A 19,867-nucleotide genomic window follows, 5' to 3' on the forward strand; every position below is an offset into this window, starting at 1 on the left:
CGGCCGTCGGACAGTCCTATCGTTGGCCGATGCGCGCCCACCCCGTTGACCGCCCAGCCGATCTCGACACCGTCCGTGAGTCCTATGACCGCGTGGCCGACAACTACGCCCACATGGTGCTCACCACGGGTGTCGGCGACGTCCGCCGCTACCCCTGGCTCAAGGCGTCGCTCGACGCCTTCGCCGACACCGTCGGCGACCTCGGACCCGTTCTCGACGTCGGCTGCGGACCCGGGACGGTGACCGCCTACCTCGCCGAACGCGGACTCGACGTGTCCGGGGTCGATCTCTCTCCCCGCATGATCGAGAACGCGCGCCGGCTGCATCCGGAGTGCCGTTTCAGCGTCGCGTCGGCCACCGACCTCGACCTCGACGAGGCGTCCCTCGGCGGCGTCCTCGGCTGGTGGTCGCGTTCAACCTCCCCCGTGACGTCCTTCCGCAGGTTCTCGCCCTGTTCGCGCGCGCGTTGAAGCCGGGCGGACACCTCATCACCGGCACCCACGTGGGCGACGAGGACGCGGTGCGCACCGAGGCCTACGGGGGCGTGTCCGTCCGGTGGACGACACACAGGTGGCGGCCGGAACAGCTCGTCGACCTGATCGAGCGGGCCGGGCTGCGCCCGGTCGCCGAACTCCGCCTCCCCGCGGACGAGTACACGGGGCCGGGTGTGATCGTCATGGCCAAACGCGAGGAGGCACACGGTGTCTGAGGCACGATCACGGGAACGCCGTCAACGTGCCGAGCCCGCGGTGAGCGGCGACGTGGTGGTCGTCGGCGCCGGTATCGTCGGCGCCTCGGTGGCCTATCACGCCGCCCGGGCCGGCGCCGCCGTGACGCTCGTCGACGCCGGAGGGCCGGGCGCCGGCGTCACGGCGGACTCGTTCGCCTGGATCGGGGCGTCCGGCGTACGCACCGGTCCTGCCGCCGCGCTGCGGGCGACCGCGGCGGAGGAGTACCGCCGGCTTGAGGCCGAGTTGCCGGGGCTTCCCGTGACCTGGTCCGGCTCCCTGTCGTGGGGCGCGGCGGACAGCACGCGGGAGGCGGGACCCGGGCAGGAGATCGTGGACGCGGCCACCGTGGGGACGCTCGAACTCGCCCTGCGGCAGCCGCCGGAGTGGGCCGTCTGGGCACCCGGTGACGGCGCCGTCGACCCGGTGGGCGTGGCCGAGCGGCTGGCCGCGGGCGCCCGCGCCCACGGCGCCCTGGTCCGTCCGGACACCCCGGTCACCGCGGTCCGCCGCGACACCGCCGGGCGGGTGGTCGGGGTCGAGACGGCCGCGGGGCCCCTCCCCGGTGCGACGGTGGTGCTCGCGGCCGGGGTGGCCACGGCCGCGCTGGCCGCGCCGCTCGGCACACGCGTCCCGGTCGATCCGTCGCCGGCGACGCTCTTCCGGTTCCGCGCTCCGGCCGGCCTGGTCCGCACCGTGGTCCACAACGGGGACTTCGATCTCCGTCAGGTCGCGGCGGACCGGCTGATCGCCGCCGCGGACTCGCCCGAACGGACCCTCGCCGCCGTCCGGTCCACCTTCCGCGGCGCCGCGGACGTCGAGTTGCTCAGCGCCCGGGTCGGCATGCGCCCGATGCCGGCGGACGGCGAGCCGATCGTCGGCCCGGTCGCGGAGGTGCCCGGTCTCTACGTGGCGGTGCTGCACTCCGCGGTCACGCTCGCCGCGGCCGTGGGCCGCCTGGTCGCGCGGGAGCTGGTCGACGGCGTCGTCGAACCGCTGCTGGCGGGCTGCCGTCCCGACCGCTTCTAGTCGAGGGGCGGGCACGCCGGCACGTACGGGTTGTCCTCGGCCGTGTCGTCGACGTCGCAGGCCTCGAAGCTGGCCAGGCACCATCCGTCGCCGGTCTCGTCCAGCCCCAGCGCGAAGTACTCGCCGACCCGCGTCGTCTCCAACGTCGCCAGCGCGCCGGCCGCCTCCTCCCCCTGCCCGTCGCTCTCCAGCACGCCGGCCACGGAGACGTCGCCGTCCACCTCGGGCACCTCCCCGTCGGGGCGCAGCGCGGCCCCGGCGTTTCGACACGTCAGGGCCCGGTAGGCGGCGTCGTCGCTCTCGTTCAGCGCCTCGGCGGCCGCCCGGGCCGTCGCCCGCGCGCCGCCCTCGTCGCCCCGGACCAGGAGGAGGTAGCCGGCCGCCACGGCGGCCACCGCGACCAGGGCGCCGACGACCCGCCACCGGCGGCGCCGCTCCCCCGGTGCCCCGGCGCGGGCCTCGTTCGTCGTCATGGCGCCCACCCCACCACGAGGACGAAGGGACCGGTACCAGCGTTAGGGTCGGGGACATGACGGATACGGGGGACGCCGCGGACGACGGCGCACTGGCCACCGGGCCGTTGGGGATGCGGCTGTTGGGCATCGCGCGCGAGCCCGAGGACACCGCGTTCGCGGACGAGCCGGTCGGGTACGTGCTGGTGGCGCTCTGGCACGCGGGACGGCTGTTGCTGGTGCGGGAACGCACCCGCGACTGCTGGGAGTTGCCCGGCGGCGGCATCGATCCCGGCGAGACGCCCCGGGTGGCGGCGGTCCGGGAGCTGTGGGAGGAGAGCGGACAGCGGGTCGCGCCCGACGCGCTGACGTTCGCGGGCTTCGCCCGCACCGCCCTGCCCGACCGCCGGGTGCTGCACGGCGCGCTCTACCAGGCCGAGGCGACCGGCGTCGGCGACTTCACGCCGAACGACGAGATCGCCGACGCGCACTGGTGGGACCCGGCCGGCCCGCCGCCGCCCGGCGGCCGGCTGCAGACCGTCGACACCTATCTCGCCCTCCACATCCGGACCTGACCGAGCTGAGCAACCCGACCGAGCCGACCAGCTGAGAAAACGACACGGGGGTCGTTTCATGGGCACACCACAGGGCTTCGCCTACGACGAACACGCGGACGGCAGCGTCCGCATCACCCACCACGGCCGCAAGGCGACCACGCTGCGCGGGCCCCGCGCGGCCGAGTTCCTCGCCGAGGTCGCGGACGGCGACCCGCAGGCGGTGATGGCCCGTTGGACCGGCAACTACCGCCGGGGCAACGAGCGCACCGCCCGCAACCATCCGCGGAACCGGCGCTGACCGAACACCCTCCCGAACGGCGCGGGACCGGCGAAAATCGGACATGCACCAGTTAGATCTGATGTCAGCAAAAGCTGATAAGGTCGGCCGGGCCAGTCCCGGAAACCACCGTAGTCACGGGGAGGACAACGATGCCCGGGATCTCCGACAGACCTGTCGCCTCCGTGCTGTTCGTCTGCGTGCACAACGCCGGCCGTTCCCAGATGGCGGCCGGCTTCCTCATCGACCTCGCGGGCGACCGGATCGAGGTGCGCTCCGCCGGCTCGTTGCCGGCCGAACGCGTCAACCCGGTGGCGGTCGCGGCGATGAAGGAGGTCGGCGTCGACATCTCCGACGGATGGCCGGAAAGGCTCACCCTGGAGGCGGTCCGGGCCTCCGACCACGTGATCACCATGGGCTGCGGCGACGCCTGCCCCGTGCTGCCCGGGCGCCACTACGCGGACTGGGAGGTGGCCGACCCGGCCGGCCTGGACCTCGCGGCCGTCCGGCCGATCCGCGACGAGATCGAGCGGCGCGTGCTGAATCTACTCGCGGAGATCGACGCGACGACCGCCACGGAGGCGCCACCGGGCGCCGCCTGACACACCCACAGACCCGGGGCATGGCGGAGCATCACGGAATCTGCCCCGGAGCCACCGGCCGCCGGCCGGGAGGGACGAAGCTGCTGGCCTTCACGAACACCCGAAGACACCCCGCCTTCCCCACCCGCCCGGCGCCGGACGGTGGTCCGTCGGCGCGGGATCAGACGCCCACGGGTTCGCCGGCGTAGGTGGACCAGAGGGTGGCGTAGGGGCCGCCGGCGGTCAGGAGGGACTCGTGGGTGCCGTCCTCGACGACCCGGCCGTGGTCGAGGACCACGACGCGGTCGGCGCGGGCGGCGGTGGTGAGGCGGTGGGCGACCACCAGTGTGGTGCGGCGCACCGCGAGCCGGTCGGTGGCCTGGTTCACCAGCGCCTCGGTGGCCAGGTCGAGCGCCGCGGTGGCCTCGTCCAGCAGCAGGATCGCCGGCCGCACCAGCTCGGCCCTGGCCAGCGCGACGAGTTGGCGCTGGCCCGCGGACAGGTTGCGGCCGCGTTCGGCGACCGGCGCCAGGTAGCCGCCGGGCAGCGCGGCGATCATCGGATGCGCGCCCACCGCCCGGGCGGCGGCCTCCACCTCCGCGTCCGTGGCGTCCGGGCGGCCGTAGGCGATCGCGTCCCTGATGGTGCCGGCGAACAGGTACGGCTCCTGCGGCACCACCCCGAGCCGGTGCCGGTGCTCGGCCAGGTCCAGTTCGCGCAGGTCCGTGCCGTCCACCCGGACGGCGCCGGACGTCGGGTCGTAGAACCGGGCCACCAGCTTCACCAGCGTGGACTTGCCGGCGCCGGTCTCGCCGACGAACGCGACGGTCTGCCCGGCCGGGATCCGCAGGCTGACGCCCGCCAGCGCCTCCTCGTCCGGCTCGCTCCCGCGGTAGGCGAAGTGCACGTCGTCGAACTCCAGCGCGCCGCCGAGCTCGGCCACCGGACGCGGGCGCTCGGCCGCGGGCGTGCTGGTCGGCTCGCGCATCAGCTCCTGCACCCGGCCCAGCGACACCACGGCCTGCTGGTAGCCGTCGAAGACCTGCGAGAGCTGCTGCACCGGCGCGAAGAACAGCTCGATGTACAGCAGGTAGGCGACCAGGGCGCCGGCGGTCAGGCTGCCGTCCCCGATCCGTCCGGCGCCGACCACCAGCACGCCCGCCGTGGCGAGGCTGGCCAGCAGCTGCACGAAGGGGAAGTAGACCGAGATCAGCCACTGCCCGTAGACCCTGGCCTGCCGGTAGCCGTCCGAGCGGGCGGCGAACCGCTCGTAGCCGTCGGCCTCGCGGCGGAACGCCTGCACCATGCGCAGCCCGGCCACGGACTCCTGGAGGTGCGCGTTGACGCCGCTGACCCGCTCCCGCGCCAGCTCGTACGCCCGCACGCTGTGCCGCCGGAAGAAGACGGTGCCGACCACCAGCGGGACCAGCGTGGCCAGCACCACCAGCGCCAGCTGGAGGTCGATGACGATCAGCACGACCATGATCCCGAAGAACGTCAGCAGCGCCACCAGCGCCTGCACCAGGCCGGTCTGCAGGAAGGTGGTCAACGCGTCCACGTCGGTGGTCATCCGGGTCATCACCCGCCCGGTCAGCTCGCGCTCGTAGTAGTCGAGGCCCAGCCGTTGGAGGTGCGCGAAGATCTTCACCCGCAGCGTGTACAGGGCGCGTTCGCCGGTGCGGCCGACGGCGCGGATGCCGCCCCACTGGGCGACCCACTGCACGAGCACCACCAGCAGCGCCAGCCCGGCGGCCGTCCACACCGCGCCGAGCGCGGCACGCTGCACGCCCTCGTCGATGCCGTGCCGGACCAGGATCGGCAGAAGCAACGCCGCCGCGGCGTCCACGACGACCAGCAGCAGCGCCAGCGCCAGCGGCCTGCCGAGCCCGGCGAGCAGCCGCCGCAGCCCGTAGCCGGTCTCCGGGCTGGCGGCCTGCTCCTCGTCGACGTCGGGGGTGTCGGAGGCCGGCGGCAGGGCGGCCACCTGGGCCAGCAGTTCGGGCGTGGCGGTGGCGGTGCCGACGGCGGAGAACATCGGCCCCACGGCGGGCTGGCCGGTCACCCGCGGCATGCCGGGCGCGTTCTCCAGGTCGTCGTCCTCCTCGTCGCGCACCCACAGCTCCGGGGTGACGCCCTGGCCGGGCTCCGCGCCGGGCTCCGCGCCACCGCCGTCCAGAGCGTCGACGCCCCCGCCCGCGCCGTCGGCGGCGGCGTCGACGAGCCCGGCCGGATCGCGTTCCACGCCGCCCAGCTCGCCCGGGTCGGCGAGCAGTCGCCGGTAGAGCGGGCAGCGGGCCACCAGTTCGTCGTGCGTGCCGGTGTCCACCAGCCGCCCGGCGTCCAGCACGGCGATCCGGTCGGCGAGCTGGAGGGTGGACAGCCGGTGCGCGATCAGCAGCGTCGTCCGGCCGGCCATCACCGAGCGCAGCGCGTCGTGGATCTCGTGCTCGACCCGGGCGTCCACGGCGGACGTCGCGTCGTCGAGGATCAGCAGCCGCGGGTCGCTGAGAATGGCGCGGGCCAGCGCGATGCGCTGCCGCTGGCCGCCGGACAGCGTCAGCCCCTGCTCGCCGATGACGGTGTCGTAGCCGTCGGGGAGGTCGTTGATGAAGCCGTCGGCCTGCGCGGCCCGGGCGGCGGCCAGCACCTGCTCGTCGGTGGCCTCGGGATGCCCGTAGGCGAGGTTGGCGCGGATGCTGTCGGAGAACAGGAAGCTGTCCTCGGGGACCAGGCCGATGGCGGTGCGCAGCGAGGCGTAGGTCAGCTCGCGGATGTCGTGGCCGCCGACCCTGATGGTGCCGCCGTCCGGATCGTAGAAGCGGGGCAGCAGCATCGAGACGGTGGACTTCCCGCTGCCGGAGGGCCCGACGACGGCGAGCGTCTCGCCGGGGTCGATGCGCAACGACAGCTCCCGCAGCACGAGGCCGCTGGCGCGGCGGCCCGCGCCGTCGAGGTCAGCGCCGTCGGGACCCGCGCCCTCGACATCCGCGCCGTCGACGTCCGCGCCGTCGGCCGCCTGGCCGCCCCGGGCCGCCGACGCCGCGCTGGGCCCGTAGCCGAAGGTGACGCGGTCGAACTCGACCGTCGCGGGCGCGTCCGCGGGCAGCTCGTGGGCGCCCGGCGCCTCGGATATCTCCGGTTCGATGTCGATCAGTTCGAGCACCCGCTCGACGCTGGCCCGGGCCTGCTGGCCCACCGTGAGGATCATGGTGAGCATCCGCACCGGACCGACCAGCTGCGCCAGGTACGTGGAGAAGGCGACGAACGTGCCGAGGGTGATCTCGCCCCGGGTGGCCATCCAGCCGCCGAACGCCAGCATCGCGACCTGGCCGAGCGAGGGCACCACCTGGAGCGCCGGCGTGTAGACCGCGTTGAGGCGGACCGTGCGCATCCGGGCGGCGAACAGCGTCCGGCTGACCGCGCGGAGCTTGCCGATCTCCTGCTCCTCCTGCCCGAAGCCCTTGACCACCCGGACGCCGCCGACCGCGCCGTCCACCACCCCGGCGACCGCGCCGGCCTGGCCCTGCGCGTACCAGGTGGCGGGGAACAGCCGGGTGCGGCTGCGCCGGGCGATCAGCCACAGCGCGGGCCCGACCGCGAGCGCGACCAGGGTCAGCACCGGGGAGAGCACCAGCATCACGACGAGGGAGACGGCGAAGAGCATCAGGTTGCCGATCGCCATCGGCATCATGAAGAGCAGGCCCTGGACGAGCTGCAGGTCGCTGGTGGCGCGGCCGACGACCTGCCCGGTGGAGAGCTGGTCCTGGCGGCGTCCGTCCAGTCGGGTGATACTGCGGAACATCTCGGTGCGCAGGTCGTGCTGCACGTCTATGCCGAGGCGCCCGCCGTAGTAACGGCGGATGAACGTCAGCGCGTAGACGACGACCGCGGCGGCCAGCAGCAACGACACCCAGAGGCCCAGACCGTCCTCCCCGCCGATCACCACGTCGTCGATGACGACCTTGATGATCAACGGAATCAGGGCCATCACGCCCATGCCGACGAGCGACGCACCGATGGAGAGCAGCAGGTCACGGCGGTAGTGCCAACAGTAGCCGGTCAGCCGCCGGGCCCAGCCGGCGCTCTCGCCCTCGTGTGACGTCACCGACGCGTCTCCTCTCCTGCCGACCCCGTGCCGACCTCGCCTCGTCCAGGATGCACAATCCGTAACGCCGGGGCCCGAGCATTTTCATCCCGGCCACGCTCCGGTTCGGCCCTCCGGGCCGGGAGGCGGGCCCGGGGGAAAAGCGTTTGCGCGGCACCGCCCGGGATCGTACGGTCGGCGGCATGTCGATGAACGGAACGCTGCTTCGCCAGGGCGCGCGCGCCGCCGCGCTGCCGGCTGGCTGGAGCTCCTTCCTGGTCATCCGCCCGCGCGTTCGGCGCCCGGCCCTGGTCCGTCAGGACTCGCCCGGCGCCTGAGCCTCTTCCGCTCGGGTCTTCCCAGCGTTCGTTCCCTGCCCTGCGCGTACCAGGGCCGTCCGGTGTCTCCATCGACCGGGCGGGCCCGTCGTCGGCCTGTCCTCGTATCTCACCCCTCGAGGACCCCCCGTGGTACGCACACCCATCTCCGCGCGCGGCTCCGCGCGCGGAGCCCGTAAGGCGCTCTCGCAGAACTTCCTCCACTCCCCCTCCGTGCTCCGCGTCATCGTGCGCGAGTCGGGCGTCCACCCCGGCGACCTGGTGCTGGAGCCGGGCGCCGGGGAGGGCACCCTCACCCGCGCGCTGGCCGGCGCGGCGCGCCGGATCGTCGCCTACGAACTCGACCCGGCGCTGGCCGCCCGGCTGCCGCGCCGCCTGGACGGGCTGGCGAACGTCTCCGTGGTGGCCGGCGACTTCCTCGAAGCCCGGGCGCCCCGGGCGCCGTTCGCCGTGGTCGGCAACATCCCCTACGCCCGCACCTCCGCCATCGTGCGCTGGTGCCTGACCGCGCCGCGGCTGACGTCGGCGACGCTGCTCACCCAGCGGGAGTACGCGCGGAAGCGGACGGGCGACTACGGGCGGTGGAGCCGGCAGACCGTGCTGACCTGGCCGGAGTTCGCGTGGCGGCTCGGCCCGCGGGTGGCGCGCCACCACTTCACGCCGGTGCCGCGCACCGACTCGGCCGTGCTGGTGCTGCGGCGCCGCCCGACGCCGCTGCTGCCGCCGGACCGGCTGGCGGCGTACCGGACGCTGGTGACGGAGGGCTTCACCGGCGTCGGCGGCTCGCTCGCGGCGACCCTCTCCCTTCGGCACCGCGCCGGCCGGGTCCGCGCGGCCCTGCACACGGCCGGCGTCCCGCCGTCCGCCCCGGTCGGCCTCGTCACCCCCGACCAGTGGCTGCGCCTGTTCCAGCAGCTGCGCCCGTAGCGGGCGCGGGCCCTGGTGCTGCCCGGCACGTGCCGGGCAGCACCAGGGCCACGCTCAGCGGCTCCCGTCGTTCAGAACAGGTCCCCGACGAAGTCACCCACGGCGTCCGCCGCGTCGCCGATGGCCTCGCCAGCGTCCTCCAGCCGGTCGCCGGTCCAGTCGGCCGCCGTGTCGACCGCGTTGGTGATGTCGTCCCAGTGCTCGACGACCTTCAGGCCGCCGTAGATCACGCCGGTGACGGCGGCTGCGCCGATGGTCCACGGCGTGGGCGCGACCATCGCCGCGGTGAGCGAGGCGTTGAACCCGACCTCGGCCCAGTCCGCCAGGTAACCGGCCTTCTCCTGCACGCCGTTGGCCTCGTTCCAGGCGTCCACCGGATTGCCCTGGGCGACCAGGTTCGCCACGCTGAACCCGGTGGCGACGGCCCCGCCGGCGACGCCCAGGAACCGCAACGCACCCGACGCTCGCGCCGTGTTGAACGCCGCCCCGGCCGTGGACGCCCACCGGGTGTTGCCCAACGCGCGCAGGCCCGAGTACGAGTTCCGCGCGACCCAGTCGAGCCGCGCGTTCGCGGCCCTGGTGCCCATGCTGGCGCGGGCGGCGATCCGCTCCGCCGTGCTCCAGCCCGGCTTGAAGCTGAGCGCGGTGGCCAGCCGGTCGTTGCCCACCACGAAGTTGGCGACGTTGTTGGAGGTGATCCCGAACAGCGCGGAGTTCGCCAGCCGGGAGTTGCGCACCCAGTCCCAGGACCGGCCGAAGATGTTGGCCTCGATGCGCGAGGCGGTCTGCCCCGGAATCATCATCAGTCGGTTGACCGTCGGGTTGCCCCGGATGAAGGTGCCCAACTGGCCGGGCAGCCAGCTCTTCGGCGCGTTGAGGAAGAAGCCCTTCCAGGCCCTGGCCCGGTAGATGTTCGCCGTCGTGGAGCCGACGACGGCGGCGGCGGCCGTGAAGTTGACCCAGTCGGCGCCGTTCTCGATGATCGACGCGACGGTCTCGCCGTGCCCCTCCAGTCCCGGCAGCTGCTCGGCGTAGTGGCCCGCGATGCGGGCCAGGTACTCGTCGATCTCCTCGCGGTGCTGGCGCTGGAAGACGTCGTCGTCCCCGTTGCCGTTCGCCGCCAGGGTGTTGGCCATGACGAGCGCGCCGGCCGGCACGTCGCCGTCGAAGCCCGCGATGTCCTCCGTGCTGAAACCCGCGAGCCGGAGACCCGCCGTCGGGTCACCCTCGTCGAGGCGGACGTACCCGGCCCGGTTGCGCAGGTCGGGCGCCGTGTCGGTCACCCAGGTCTGCAGGGGCTGCAGCGACGACATCGCGTCGCTGGCGTTCAGGTTCGACGCCCGGGTGAACATCGAGGACAGATCGCCCCCCGCTCCCCCGTCCCCCGTGTTCCCGTCCAGCCTCCTGGCGAGCTCCTCAAGATGTTCCGGATTGGCATTCGCGAAAGTCATCGCAGCAACCCCCGTCCCGGTTACCCCCGTCGTTTGCTTCTGACCTCGCCGGCAAACGCCGTCAAGAGGCCGCTCTGTCGGGAGAATAGCCGGTGCGCCGGACGTCGTCAGGAAACGGAAAGAAGTCGTGCGGAGTTGTGACGATCAGCGGTCGAGCAGCATCGCGAACGCGATCGCGAGGCGCCGATCGAGCCAGTCGGCCTCGATCACGACCGCATCGAAGGTCCGCGACGTCATGACGTGTTCCTCGTCGGCCCGCCACTCCAGGGTGCGGGCCAGCTTGGCGAAGTCGCCGCCCTCGCCCGCGGAGGCGCCGAGGGCGCTGCCCAACGCGTCCATGACGATGCCCTGGCGCTGCCGGGACCGCACGTGGTGCGCCACGATCTCCGGTCGCCCGGCCTGCGCCATCCGCCAGTTGTGCCGGTGCAGCCGCGTCGCCGGAGGGATCCGCCGGATCAGCCCGACCTCGACCCCGTCCTCGTCGGACACCAGGTGCCGCACCTCACCATCCGGCTGCTTCCGCTTCTCCACGCTCAGCAGCACCTCCCGGGCGTCCTCGTCCCGGTACACCCGGGAGGCCGCGACGGGAGCGGCGACGTGCGGGGCGAAGAAGGCGCAGGGCGCGAGCACGGGATCCTCGGGGTCCCCGGTGGGCACCCGCACCGCCAACCGCCCCACCTCGGGCTTCCGACGTCCCTTCCCCTTAAGCCGCACGGTCTCGGTGAGTCGGAACTCCCGCACCCCCCGCCAGTCGACCACCTCGACCCGCGGCTCCGCCGCCTTCCGCTTCCCGAACACCATGTCCACACGGTATCCGGAGCGCACCGGGGGCGACGCGCTCAGGCGGCGGCGCTGGGTTCCCTGCCGGCGGTCGCCGTCGTGCACCAGGTGGCGATCTCGTCGAGGGAGAGGCCGAGGGCCGTGGCCAGGGCGGCGATGGTGAAGAAGGCGGGGGTGGGGGCCCGGCCCGTCTCGATCTTGCGGAGGGTCTCCGCGGAGATGCCGGCGCGGGCGGCGATCTCGGTCATGCTGCGGTCGCCGCGGGCCTGCCGGAGCAGCAGGCCGAGGGAGCGGCCGCGTTCACGTTCCTCGGGGGTCAGTGGGGTGCGCACCATAGCCGTGATACTAATACCGGTATAAGAATTGGGTAGCTCCGGGGCGACCCCCGGGCCGGCATGGGAAGAAGAGGACTCGCGACGATGGTGGAGATCAAGTCGGCCGCGGCGATCGAGGCGATGCGGGAGGCCGGCCGGGTGGTGGGCGAGGCGCTCGCGGCGACCCGCGCGGCGGCGCGCCCCGGCGTCTCGCTGCGGGAGTTGGACGAGGTGGCGGCGCGGGTGATCCGGGAGGCCGGGGCCAAGCCGACGTTCCTCGACTACCTCCCGTCGTTCGCGCCCGTGCCGTATCCCGCGGTCATCTGCGCCTCGGTCAACGACGCCATCGTGCACGGCATCCCCGACGACTACCGGCTGCGCGACGGCGACCTGCTGAGCATCGACTGCGGCGCGGAACTGGACGGCTGGACCGGCGACGCGGCGGTCAGCTTCACCGTCGGCCGGGCCGCCGACGCGGACCTGCGGCTGATCGAGACCGCCGAGGCGGCGCTCGCCGCCGGCATCGCCGCGGTCAGGACGGGCGCCCGGATCGGCGACATCGCGCACGCCATCGGCCGCACCGCCCGCGCCGCGGGCTACGGCATCCCGCAGGGCTTCGGCGGCCACGGCATCGGGCGGCGGATGCACGAGGACCCGGACGTGCCGAACGAGGGCCGGCCGGGACGCGGCTTCCCGCTCCGCCCGGGACTGGTGCTGGCCATCGAGCCGATGCTGCTGGCCGGCGGCCTCGACGGCTACCACTGCGCCCCGGACGGGTGGACGCTGCGCACGGACGACGGCTCCCGCGCCGCGCACGTCGAGCACACGGTCGCCGTCACCGCCGACGGGCCGCGGATCCTCACGCTGCCGTGAGGATCCTCACTCCGGGGCCGCGGTGAGCGCGGCGGGCGCCTCCGCCCGTTCGTCGTAGGCGGCACGGGCCGCGGCGATCTCGTGCTGGTGCTCCTCCGTCCAGGCCACGAGGGCCTGGATGGTGGCGTGCAGGGTGGTGCCGAGCGGCGTCAGCTCGTAGTCCACCCGCGGCGGCACCACGGGGTGGACGGTGCGGCGCACCAGCCCGTCGCGTTCCAGATGGCGCAGCGTCACGGTGAGCATGCGCTGGCTGACCCCGTCGATCTCCCGGCGCAGCTCGGTGAAGCGCATGCTGCGGCCCTCCAGGAGCGCGATGGTGAGCAGCGACCACTTGTCGGCGATCCGGTCGAGGATCTGCCGCACCTCGCAGCCCTCCCGCACGTCCCACTGGGCTGGGTCGGTATCTCCGCAGTTACTGAGTGACTCGAAAGTGCGTTCTTCCACGAGGACTAACGGTGCCGCAGGATGCGGTTGGTTACAAGAAGGAACCGGAAAAGCCGGTTCGGCCACCGGGGAGGGTCACCGTGTCCATCACCGACCAGGAGCAGGGGCAGCGGTCCGCGCCGGCCGCCGAGGAGGCGATGGGGTCACGACGTTGGGGCGTGCTGCTCGTGCTCTGCGGGGCGATATTCCTGGAGGGCATCGACATCGCCATGCTCAACGTGGCGCTGCCCGCCATCCGCGAGGACCTGGGGCTGGCCACCGGAGAGCTGCAGTGGGTGGTGAGCGCCTACGTGCTGGGCTACGGCGGGTTCATGCTGCTCGGCGGGCGGGCCGCGGACCTGTTCGGCCGGCGGCGGGTGTTCCTGATTCCGCTCGTCGCCTTCCTGGCGTTCTCCGGGCTGGGAGGGCTGGCCACCGAGGGCTGGATGCTGGTCGTAGCGCGCTTCGTCACCGGCGTCGCGGCCGCGTTCATGATGCCCGCCGGCCTGTCGATCATCACCACGAGCTATCCGGAGGGCCCGCTGCGCAACCGGGCGCTGCTGTTCTACTCGGGCATGGGCGCCGGCGGCTTCTCCATCGGGCTGGTGCTCGGCGGCCTGCTCACCGCGTTGCACTGGCGCTGGGTCTTCTTCGCCCCGGTCGCGCTGTCGCTGGTGATCCTGCTCGCCGCGCTGCCCCTGGTGCCGCGCGACACGGCGCCGCGGCGCGCCGACCGGCGGATGGACCTCGCAGGGGCGGTGACCGTCACGACCGCGATCATCCTGCTGGTGCTCGGCGTGGAGCGCGCCACCCACTCCGCGGCCGGCTGGACGCTGCTCACCCTGGGCGCCAGCCTGGCGCTTTTCGCCGCCTTCGTGCTGATCGAACGCGCGTCGCCGGCGCCGTTGGTGCGGCTGGGCATCCTGCGTTCGGTCGCGCTGCTGCGCGCCAACGCCGCCGCGCTGCTGCTCGCGGCCGGCTTCTTCGGCTTCCAGTTCGTCGTCGTGCTCTACCTGCAGGAGCTGCGCGGGTGGTCGACCCTGGAGACCAGCCTGGCGATGCTGGTGGCCGGCGCGGACGTGGTGCTCTCACCGACGATCACGCCCTGGCTGGTGAGCCGCTACGGCCACGCGCGGGTCATCTTCGCCGGGCTGCTCTCCGCCGCCGTGGCGTACGCGCTGTTCCTGCCGCTGGGCGCGGACTGGAGCTACCTCGCGATGTTCCCGAGCATGCTGCTACTCGCGTTCACCTTCACGCTGGCCTACGGGCCGCTGACGATCGCGGCCACCGAGGGCGTCGTCGAGGAGGAGCAGGGGCTGGCCGGCGGGCTGCTGTACACGTCGTTCCAGTTCGGCGCGGCGCTCGGCCTGGCCGCCACCACGGCCGTGAACGTCGTGGCCACCGGCGACGGGGACTCGCCCGGCGCGCTGCTCGACGGCTACCGGGCGGCGCTGCTGGTGCCGGCGGTCGCGGCCGTGCTCGCGGTGCTGATCAGCGCGACGGCGCTGCGGGCGCGCCGGGGGGCGGCGGACGCGTAGAAATACCCTGGAGGGGTATTAGGTTGGTGGGCGGAGACGGCGCGACAGTCCGCAACCGAGCAGGAGGCGCCATGCAGCACGACGCGCACGGGCACGCGCACCACGGGGCGCGCGGCGGAACGGCCGGCTGGGGCCCGGCGGCGCAGGCCACGTTGCACTGCCTGACCGGCTGCGCCATCGGCGAGGTGCTCGGCATGATCATCGGCACCGCACTCGGGATGCACGGCGCCGCCACCGTCGCCCTCGCCGTGGTGCTCGCGTTCGTCTTCGGCTACGCCCTCACCATGCGCGGCGTACTGCGCGCCGACGTGCCCCTGCGGCAGGCGTTGAAGGTGGCGCTGGCCGCGGACACCCTGTCCATCGCCGTGATGGAGATCGTCGACAACCTGGTGATCGTGGGCGTTCCGGGCGCGATGGACGCCGGGCTGAGCGCGCCGCTGTTCTGGGGGACGCTGGCGTTCGCGCTGGCGGTCGCGTTCGTGGTCGCGCTGCCCGTCAACCGTTGGCTGATCGGCCGGGGTCGCGGCCACGCCGTCGTGCACGCCTACCACTGAACCGCCGGTCCGAAGGCTCCGCCGGCCGTGCGGGATCACACCCGATCACGCGAGATCACAGGTAGGAGAAGGGAACGCCGGAATCGCCACCTCCGGGCGATACTGACCGTATGCCGACGACCGCCGCCCCATCACGTTCGGAACTGATCGAACATCTCGTACGCACCCGGATCGCGGGCGAGGTCGCCACCCCACGTGAGAACAACCTGGCCCACTACCGCGAGCTGGCGAACGGCAACCGCTACTACTGGCTGGGCGTCGAGCTCGGCGACCGGTGGGTGGACGAACAGGACGTGCTGGCCGTCATGTCGGAGCGGTGCGGCGTGGACGGCGACCCGGCCCACCGGCAGGGCCAGGACACCATCGACCCGGACCTGACGCTGGAGGCCCTGGACCGCGCCGCCGTCCTGCTGCGCAAGGCCGCCGCGGACGGCCAGCGGGTGCTGGTGGCCACCGGCCACCCGGGCGGCCTGCTCGACGTGCACGCCCAGACCGCCACGGCTCTCCAGGCCGCCGGCTGCGAGCTGGTCCGCGTGCCGCTCGGGCTGACGGCGGACGAGGGCGTGGTGGCGCAACTCGCCGGCGTGGCGATGTACGAGCGGGGCGCGACGCTCTGGCACACGCACTCCCCCGCGCCGATGGCCGAGATCCTGGCCGCGCTGCCCCAGGAGGGCGAGGCGCTGCCCGACCTGGTGATCGCCGACCACGGCTGGGCGGGCTGCGCGGCCCAGCACGGCATCGACACCATCGGCTACGCGGACAGCAACGACCCCGCCCTCTTCCTGGCCGAGGCCGAGGACACCCTCGCGGTCTGCGTGCCGCTGGACGACCACGTGGTCAACCCGATGTACTACGAGCCGATGACCGCGTACCTGCTGCATGCCGCGGGCCTGGTCACTGCCTGACGTGCGCGGCACCGATCGGCTTCGGTCGCTGGACCGCCTGCTGCCCGCGACCGGCCCCCTGCCCGACCCCCCGCCCGGCGACCGCGTGGTGCGCACCGGGGACGGCGCGGCCGTCTACCACCGGCACCGGGTCGACCCGGAGGCGTTCGAGGCGAGTTGGAGCGCCCTGGACCAGCACCAGCTGCTCAACGCCCGCCTCACCGGGAAGGACCCGGCCCGCGCCATGGACGCGCTGCTGACCGCCTGGGAGCGGCAGATCGCGGAGGCCGAGCCCTCCGGCGTGGGGGCGGACGCCGAGGCGGTGTTCCCCTGGCCGAGCCGGGACACCGCGGTGACCCCGGTGCTGCTGGACCACGGGCTGCGCCCCAAGACCATCGTCGCCGTCCGCCCGGCCGGTCGGCGGACCCCCGTACCGCCGGCCGCCGAGGGCGTGCTGGTGCGGCCGATGACCCCGGACGACGAGGAGGCCGCCGTCCGGCTGTGGCTGGAGGAGCTGAACTGGGACGCGCAGTTCGGCTCCTGCGTGGTGCGCCCCTCCTCGGAACGCAACGTCCGCCGCCGGCTGGCCGAGGTGCTGCGCCGCGAACGACCGTGGGCCTGGATGGCGGAGGCCGGCCGGCGGCGCCGTTCGGAGACCGTCGGCATGCTGGCGGTCGAACCGCCGGAGTCGACCGGCTGGGTGGCCGACTACACCTCGGCGCGGCGGCCCGGCTACATCACGCACCTGTGCGTGACCGCCGACCACCGCGGCGCCGGCGTCGGCGCCGCCCTGGCCAACACCGCGCACGCGGCCCTGGCGGACACGGGACAGACCGCGACCCTGCTGCACTACGCGGCGCTCAACCCGCTCTCCGGCCCGTTCTGGCACCGCTGCGGCTACCGCCCCCTCTGGTCCACCTGGTCCCGCCGCCTCCCGCGCTGACCTCTGGGCGGCCAGCGGCGACCCGCGGCCCGCGGCCCGTTCAGGACGATGCCGCGTTGGCGACCAGGGCGACGACCAGGACCGCGCCACGGCCAGCCGTCGGAGCCGACTCAGAGGCCGAGCCCGCCCACGACGGACAGTTCCTGCCTGGTGAACTCTCCCGTCAGCATCGGCATCGCCTCGCTGATGGCGGCCTTCGCCTCGGGGAGTTCCAGCGAGGCGGCGTGAGCCTCCTGACTCCGCCAGACCTCGGTGACCCAGATGGTCACGTCATCGTCGTCGGCCACGCCCACGACGTAGAGGTCGCATCCCGCCTCCCGGAGGCCGTCGGAACCGCTCAGCAGCAGGGAGACGACCTGGTCCCGGTGGCCGGGCCGAGCCTTCAAGGAGGCGATGCGTCCGTACGACATGGGATTTCCCTTCCTGGCCTTCCTGGGCCAGGCCGAGAGCCCGCCCGAGCCAGCACTCTGCCATCGGCAGCCGCGGGGCTCAACGACGTCGGGGGTGAGGCGATCACCGGTCAGCTCGTCATGCTGGTGAGCATCCCGGGCTGGTAGGAGCCGCCCTGGTTGTGCAGAATCACGCCGAACCGGTTGGACGCGTTGATCATGGCGACCAGGCCGACCAGCGCGGCGATCTGGTCGTCGTCGTAGTGCTCGCGCACCCGGTCCCAGGTCTCGTCGGAGACGCCGTCGCGGGCTTCGGCGAGCCGGGTGCCCTCCTCGGCGAGCGCCAGCGCGGCCCGTTCCGCGTCGGTGAACACGGTGGCGTGCCGCCAGGCGGCGACCAGGTGGAGCCGGTCCGCGGTCTCGCCGGCCGCCGCGGCCTCCTTGGTGTGGATGTCGACGCAGAAGCCGCAGCCGTTGATCTGGCCGGCGCGGAGGCTGACCAGTTCCTGGGTCGTCCCGGGCAGCGACGACTGCTCGATCACCAGGCTGACGCCGTAGGTGCGCTTGGCGATCCTGGCGCCGACCTCGTTGGCCAGCAGGTTGAAACGGGGTTCCATGGGTCCGTCCTCGTTCGTGGACTCGCGACACCGCGCGGATCGTCGCGCGGCGCCCTGACGAACGCGGGATGCCGGCGCCCCGGTCCCTGTGACGGCGTGGCGCTGTGACGAGCGCCACCGCCCGCGGACGTCACACGACGGTCAGGACCGGCGTCCTGTGCGCGTCACCCGGTCAGAAACGAGCAGGCAGGAGCCGGCCATGAACGACGCACGCGACGAGCGCGGCGAGCCGACCATGGACCCCGCCACCGAGGCGTTCGTCACCCACCGCAACCTCCTCTTCACCGTCGCCTACGAGATGCTCGGCTCGGCCGCCGACGCCGAGGACGTGCTGCAGGAGACCTGGCTGCGCTGGGCGGGCGTCGACCACGACATGGTGCGGGACCAGCGGGCGTACCTGGTCCGGATCACCACGCGCCTGGCGCTGAGCCGGCTGCGCACGCTCCGCCGGCGCAAGGAGTCCTACGTCGGGCCGTGGCTGCCCGAACCGCTGCTGACCACGCCCGACGTGGCCGAGGACGTGGCGCTGGCCGACAGCGCCTCGATGGCGATGCTGCTGGTGCTGGAGACGCTCACGCCGACCATGGGGGCGCCTCCCAGGCCCCCGGGCCTGGGGGAGGGCGGTGTTCGTGCTGCGCGAGGTGTTCGACCTCGGGTACGACGAGATCGCGGAGGCCGTCGACAAGAGCCAGGCCGCGGTACGCCAGATCGCCCACCGGGCCCGGGCCCACGTCGCGGCCCGTCGCCCGCGCGGGGTCGTGTCCCCGGCCGAGACCCACGACGCGCTCCTGGCGTTCCAGCGGGCGGTCGAGACCGGCGACCTGCGACGCCTGCTCGACGCCCTCGCGCCGGACGTCGTCCTGCTGACCGACGGCGGCGGCGTGGTCCGGGCGCGCTCGCGCCCGTCACGGGGCCGCCAGCGTCGCCGACGTGCTGGGCCGGATCGCCGCGGCGTCGCTCCGGCCGGCACAGGTCAACGGCCACCCCGCGCTGATCCTCCGGCGCGGCGACGAGATCGACACCGTCCTGGCCGTCCGCGTCGACGACGGCCTCATCAGCGGCCTCTACGCCGTCCGCAACCCCGAGAAGCTGTCCCGCGTCGAGCACGAGACCGCCGTGAGCCGCTGAACCCGCCGCCGCCCGCCGCCGCTCAGGCCGGCGTCGCCCGGTGTCGGTGGCGGAAGCGCAGCGGCGACTCCCCCACCTCCCGTTTGAACGCGGTGCTGAACGCGCTCTCCGACCCGTACCCCAACTCGACCGCCAGCGACCCCACCCGGACGTCCGCGTCCCGCAGCGCGCGCTGCGCCAACAGCATCCGCCAGCGGCCGAGATAGGTCAGCGGCGGCACGCCCGCCACGCTGCGGAAGCGTTCGGCGAACGACGTCCGCGACATCGCCGCCGCCCGCGCCAGCTCCTCCAACCGCCAGGGCCTGCCCGGTTCGGCGTGCATCAGGGTCAGCGCCGGACGCAGCCGCTCGTCGGTCAGCGCCCGCAGCCAGCCCGGGGGCAGGTCGGCCTGCTCGACGTAGGCCCGCAGCGCCTCGAGCAGCAGGAGTTGGCCGTACTGCCGGATCGCGAACGCCGAACCGATCCGCCGACCGCTCACCTCGGCGAACAGCCGGTCGAGAATGCCCCGCAGGGGGGTGACGGCGGCGGCCGAGGCCCGCACGTGTCCCACGGGCGGGAGCGCCTGCGACAGCAGCGCCCGACCGGCCGCGTTGAGCTCGACGTGCCCGCCGAGGACGACGTCGCCGGCACCGGCACCGGCACCGGCACCGGCACCGGCACCGACGAGGCTCGTGGCGGGATCGTTCTCCTCGGGCACCACCTCGCGCGGCGGGCCGTCGCCGGCGCCGCCCCGGAGCTCCAGCCACGACCGGCCGTTGAGGATCGCGACGTCCCCGGCCGCCAACTCGATCGGGCTGTCGACGCCGTCGGCGGTCAGCCGGGCGCGCCCGCTCACCATCGCCAGGAACTTCAGCGCGTCCCCGATGGAACCACGCGACACCCACGGACCCCGCACCGCGAACCCACCGGACAACAGGCCCCGGATCTCCACGAGATCGAACACCTCGGACAGTTGATCGCCGGCCATCTCCGTACTCTCGCGCAGGAAATGCGAACTCAT

The 19,867-nt window shown here is 73.7% G+C and carries 20 protein-coding genes and 2 pseudogenes; 13 read left to right on the top strand and 9 right to left on the bottom strand.

Annotation, left to right across the window (positions count from 1 at the left end; all coding sequences use genetic code 11):
• Positions 1 to 29 precede the first annotated feature (29 nt).
• Both ABGB06_RS05630 and ABGB06_RS05635 read left to right on the top strand, forming a co-directional pair.
• A pseudogene (locus ABGB06_RS05630) lies at positions 30 to 709 on the top strand (class I SAM-dependent methyltransferase).
• Complete coding sequence (locus ABGB06_RS05635; RefSeq protein WP_347585850.1) at positions 702 to 1,757, top strand: FAD-binding oxidoreductase; 1,056 nt, start codon at positions 702 to 704, stop codon at positions 1,755 to 1,757. Before ABGB06_RS05630 ends, ABGB06_RS05635 begins: the two are co-directional and overlap by 8 nt.
• On the opposite strand, the gene ABGB06_RS05640 is transcribed toward ABGB06_RS05635, so the two are convergent.
• On the bottom strand, positions 1,754 to 2,230 hold the full coding sequence (locus ABGB06_RS05640; protein WP_347585851.1) for a hypothetical protein: 477 nt from the start codon (positions 2,228 to 2,230) through the stop codon (positions 1,754 to 1,756). The two genes, ABGB06_RS05635 and ABGB06_RS05640, sit on opposite strands and share 4 nt — an antisense overlap.
• 56 nt (positions 2,231 to 2,286) lie before the next feature.
• Between ABGB06_RS05640 and ABGB06_RS05645 the strand changes: the two genes are divergently transcribed.
• The 3 genes from ABGB06_RS05645 (at position 2,287) to ABGB06_RS05655 (ending at position 3,645) form a co-directional block, all read left to right on the top strand.
• Positions 2,287 to 2,784: an NUDIX domain-containing protein gene (locus ABGB06_RS05645; RefSeq protein WP_347585853.1), complete on the top strand. Its 498-nt coding sequence runs from the start codon at positions 2,287 to 2,289 to the stop codon at positions 2,782 to 2,784.
• 58 nt (positions 2,785 to 2,842) lie between these two features.
• A complete protein-coding gene (locus tag ABGB06_RS05650) occupies positions 2,843 to 3,064 on the top strand; it encodes a hypothetical protein (protein ID WP_347585854.1) in 222 nt (73 codons plus the stop codon).
• A gap of 140 nt (positions 3,065 to 3,204) precedes the next feature.
• Positions 3,205 to 3,645 carry an arsenate reductase ArsC gene (locus ABGB06_RS05655; RefSeq protein WP_347586567.1) on the top strand — a complete coding sequence of 147 codons (441 nt, stop codon included), beginning with the start codon at positions 3,205 to 3,207 and terminating at the stop codon, positions 3,643 to 3,645.
• Between the two features lie 160 nt (positions 3,646 to 3,805).
• Here the strand turns inward: ABGB06_RS05655 and ABGB06_RS05660 are convergent, their stop codons facing one another.
• Positions 3,806 to 7,729: an ABC transporter ATP-binding protein gene (locus ABGB06_RS05660; RefSeq protein ID WP_347585856.1), complete on the bottom strand. Its 3,924-nt coding sequence runs from the start codon at positions 7,727 to 7,729 to the stop codon at positions 3,806 to 3,808.
• 182 nt (positions 7,730 to 7,911) lie between these two features.
• Between ABGB06_RS05660 and ABGB06_RS05665 the strand changes: the two genes are divergently transcribed.
• Positions 7,912 to 8,046 carry a hypothetical protein gene (locus ABGB06_RS05665; RefSeq protein ID WP_347585858.1) on the top strand — a complete coding sequence of 45 codons (135 nt, stop codon included), beginning with the start codon at positions 7,912 to 7,914 and terminating at the stop codon, positions 8,044 to 8,046.
• A gap of 129 nt (positions 8,047 to 8,175) precedes the next feature.
• Positions 8,176 to 8,973 carry an ErmE/ErmH/ErmO/ErmR family 23S rRNA (adenine(2058)-N(6))-methyltransferase gene (erm, locus tag ABGB06_RS05670; protein WP_347585860.1) on the top strand — a complete coding sequence of 266 codons (798 nt, stop codon included), beginning with the start codon at positions 8,176 to 8,178 and terminating at the stop codon, positions 8,971 to 8,973.
• A gap of 71 nt (positions 8,974 to 9,044) precedes the next feature.
• Here erm and ABGB06_RS05675 read toward each other — a convergent pair whose 3' ends face one another.
• From ABGB06_RS05675 to ABGB06_RS05685, 3 genes are all read right to left on the bottom strand, one after another.
• On the bottom strand, positions 9,045 to 10,424 hold the full coding sequence (locus tag ABGB06_RS05675; protein WP_347585862.1) for a hypothetical protein: 1,380 nt from the start codon (positions 10,422 to 10,424) through the stop codon (positions 9,045 to 9,047).
• Between the two features lie 144 nt (positions 10,425 to 10,568).
• Positions 10,569 to 11,225 carry a hypothetical protein gene (locus ABGB06_RS05680; protein WP_347585864.1) on the bottom strand — a complete coding sequence of 219 codons (657 nt, stop codon included), beginning with the start codon at positions 11,223 to 11,225 and terminating at the stop codon, positions 10,569 to 10,571.
• Between the two features lie 38 nt (positions 11,226 to 11,263).
• Positions 11,264 to 11,539: a helix-turn-helix transcriptional regulator gene (locus ABGB06_RS05685; RefSeq protein WP_347585865.1), complete on the bottom strand. Its 276-nt coding sequence runs from the start codon at positions 11,537 to 11,539 to the stop codon at positions 11,264 to 11,266.
• Between the two features lie 84 nt (positions 11,540 to 11,623).
• On the opposite strand from ABGB06_RS05685, the gene map reads away from it, so the two are divergent.
• A complete protein-coding gene (gene map / locus ABGB06_RS05690; protein ID WP_347585867.1) occupies positions 11,624 to 12,391 on the top strand; it encodes a type I methionyl aminopeptidase in 768 nt (255 codons plus the stop codon).
• A 6-nt stretch (positions 12,392 to 12,397) separates the two neighbouring features.
• On the opposite strand, the gene ABGB06_RS05695 is transcribed toward map, so the two are convergent.
• A complete protein-coding gene (locus tag ABGB06_RS05695) occupies positions 12,398 to 12,835 on the bottom strand; it encodes a helix-turn-helix domain-containing protein (RefSeq protein WP_347585869.1) in 438 nt (145 codons plus the stop codon).
• 137 nt (positions 12,836 to 12,972) lie between these two features.
• Here ABGB06_RS05695 and ABGB06_RS05700 point away from each other — a divergent pair, with 137 nt between their 5' ends.
• The 4 genes from ABGB06_RS05700 to ABGB06_RS05715 all read left to right on the top strand — a co-directional run bounded on the left by ABGB06_RS05700 (position 12,973) and on the right by ABGB06_RS05715 (position 16,733).
• The gene (locus ABGB06_RS05700; RefSeq protein ID WP_347586569.1) at positions 12,973 to 14,352 is read left to right on the top strand and encodes an MFS transporter; all 1,380 of its coding nucleotides are present in this window, start codon (positions 12,973 to 12,975) and stop codon (positions 14,350 to 14,352) included.
• A 71-nt stretch (positions 14,353 to 14,423) separates the two neighbouring features.
• Entirely contained in the window at positions 14,424 to 14,906 is a 483-nt protein-coding gene (locus ABGB06_RS05705) for a DUF4396 domain-containing protein (protein WP_347585871.1), read from the top strand.
• Positions 14,907 to 15,016: 110 nt separating this feature from the next.
• Entirely contained in the window at positions 15,017 to 15,811 is a 795-nt protein-coding gene (locus ABGB06_RS05710) for a phosphatase (protein ID WP_347585873.1), read from the top strand.
• 1 nt (position 15,812) lies between these two features.
• Positions 15,813 to 16,733, top strand: a complete 921-nt coding sequence (locus ABGB06_RS05715; protein ID WP_347585875.1) for a GNAT family N-acetyltransferase — start codon at positions 15,813 to 15,815, stop codon at positions 16,731 to 16,733.
• A 110-nt stretch (positions 16,734 to 16,843) separates the two neighbouring features.
• Here the strand turns inward: ABGB06_RS05715 and ABGB06_RS05720 are convergent, their stop codons facing one another.
• Together ABGB06_RS05720 and ABGB06_RS05725 are read right to left on the bottom strand one after the other, a co-directional pair.
• The gene (locus tag ABGB06_RS05720) at positions 16,844 to 17,143 is read right to left on the bottom strand and encodes an antibiotic biosynthesis monooxygenase (RefSeq protein ID WP_347585877.1); all 300 of its coding nucleotides are present in this window, start codon (positions 17,141 to 17,143) and stop codon (positions 16,844 to 16,846) included.
• 110 nt (positions 17,144 to 17,253) lie between these two features.
• The gene (locus tag ABGB06_RS05725) at positions 17,254 to 17,739 is read right to left on the bottom strand and encodes a carboxymuconolactone decarboxylase family protein (protein WP_347585879.1); all 486 of its coding nucleotides are present in this window, start codon (positions 17,737 to 17,739) and stop codon (positions 17,254 to 17,256) included.
• Between the two features lie 235 nt (positions 17,740 to 17,974).
• Between ABGB06_RS05725 and ABGB06_RS05730 the strand changes: the two are divergent.
• A pseudogene (locus tag ABGB06_RS05730) lies at positions 17,975 to 18,867 on the top strand (RNA polymerase sigma-70 factor).
• Between the two features lie 22 nt (positions 18,868 to 18,889).
• On the opposite strand, the gene ABGB06_RS05735 reads toward ABGB06_RS05730, so the two are convergent.
• A complete protein-coding gene (locus tag ABGB06_RS05735; protein WP_347585881.1) occupies positions 18,890 to 19,867 on the bottom strand; it encodes an AraC family transcriptional regulator in 978 nt (325 codons plus the stop codon).

The sequence above is a fragment of the Streptomyces sp. B6B3 genome (assembly GCF_039871525.1).
In the GTDB taxonomy this organism is placed as follows: Bacteria; Actinomycetota; Actinomycetes; order Streptomycetales; family Streptomycetaceae; genus Streptomyces.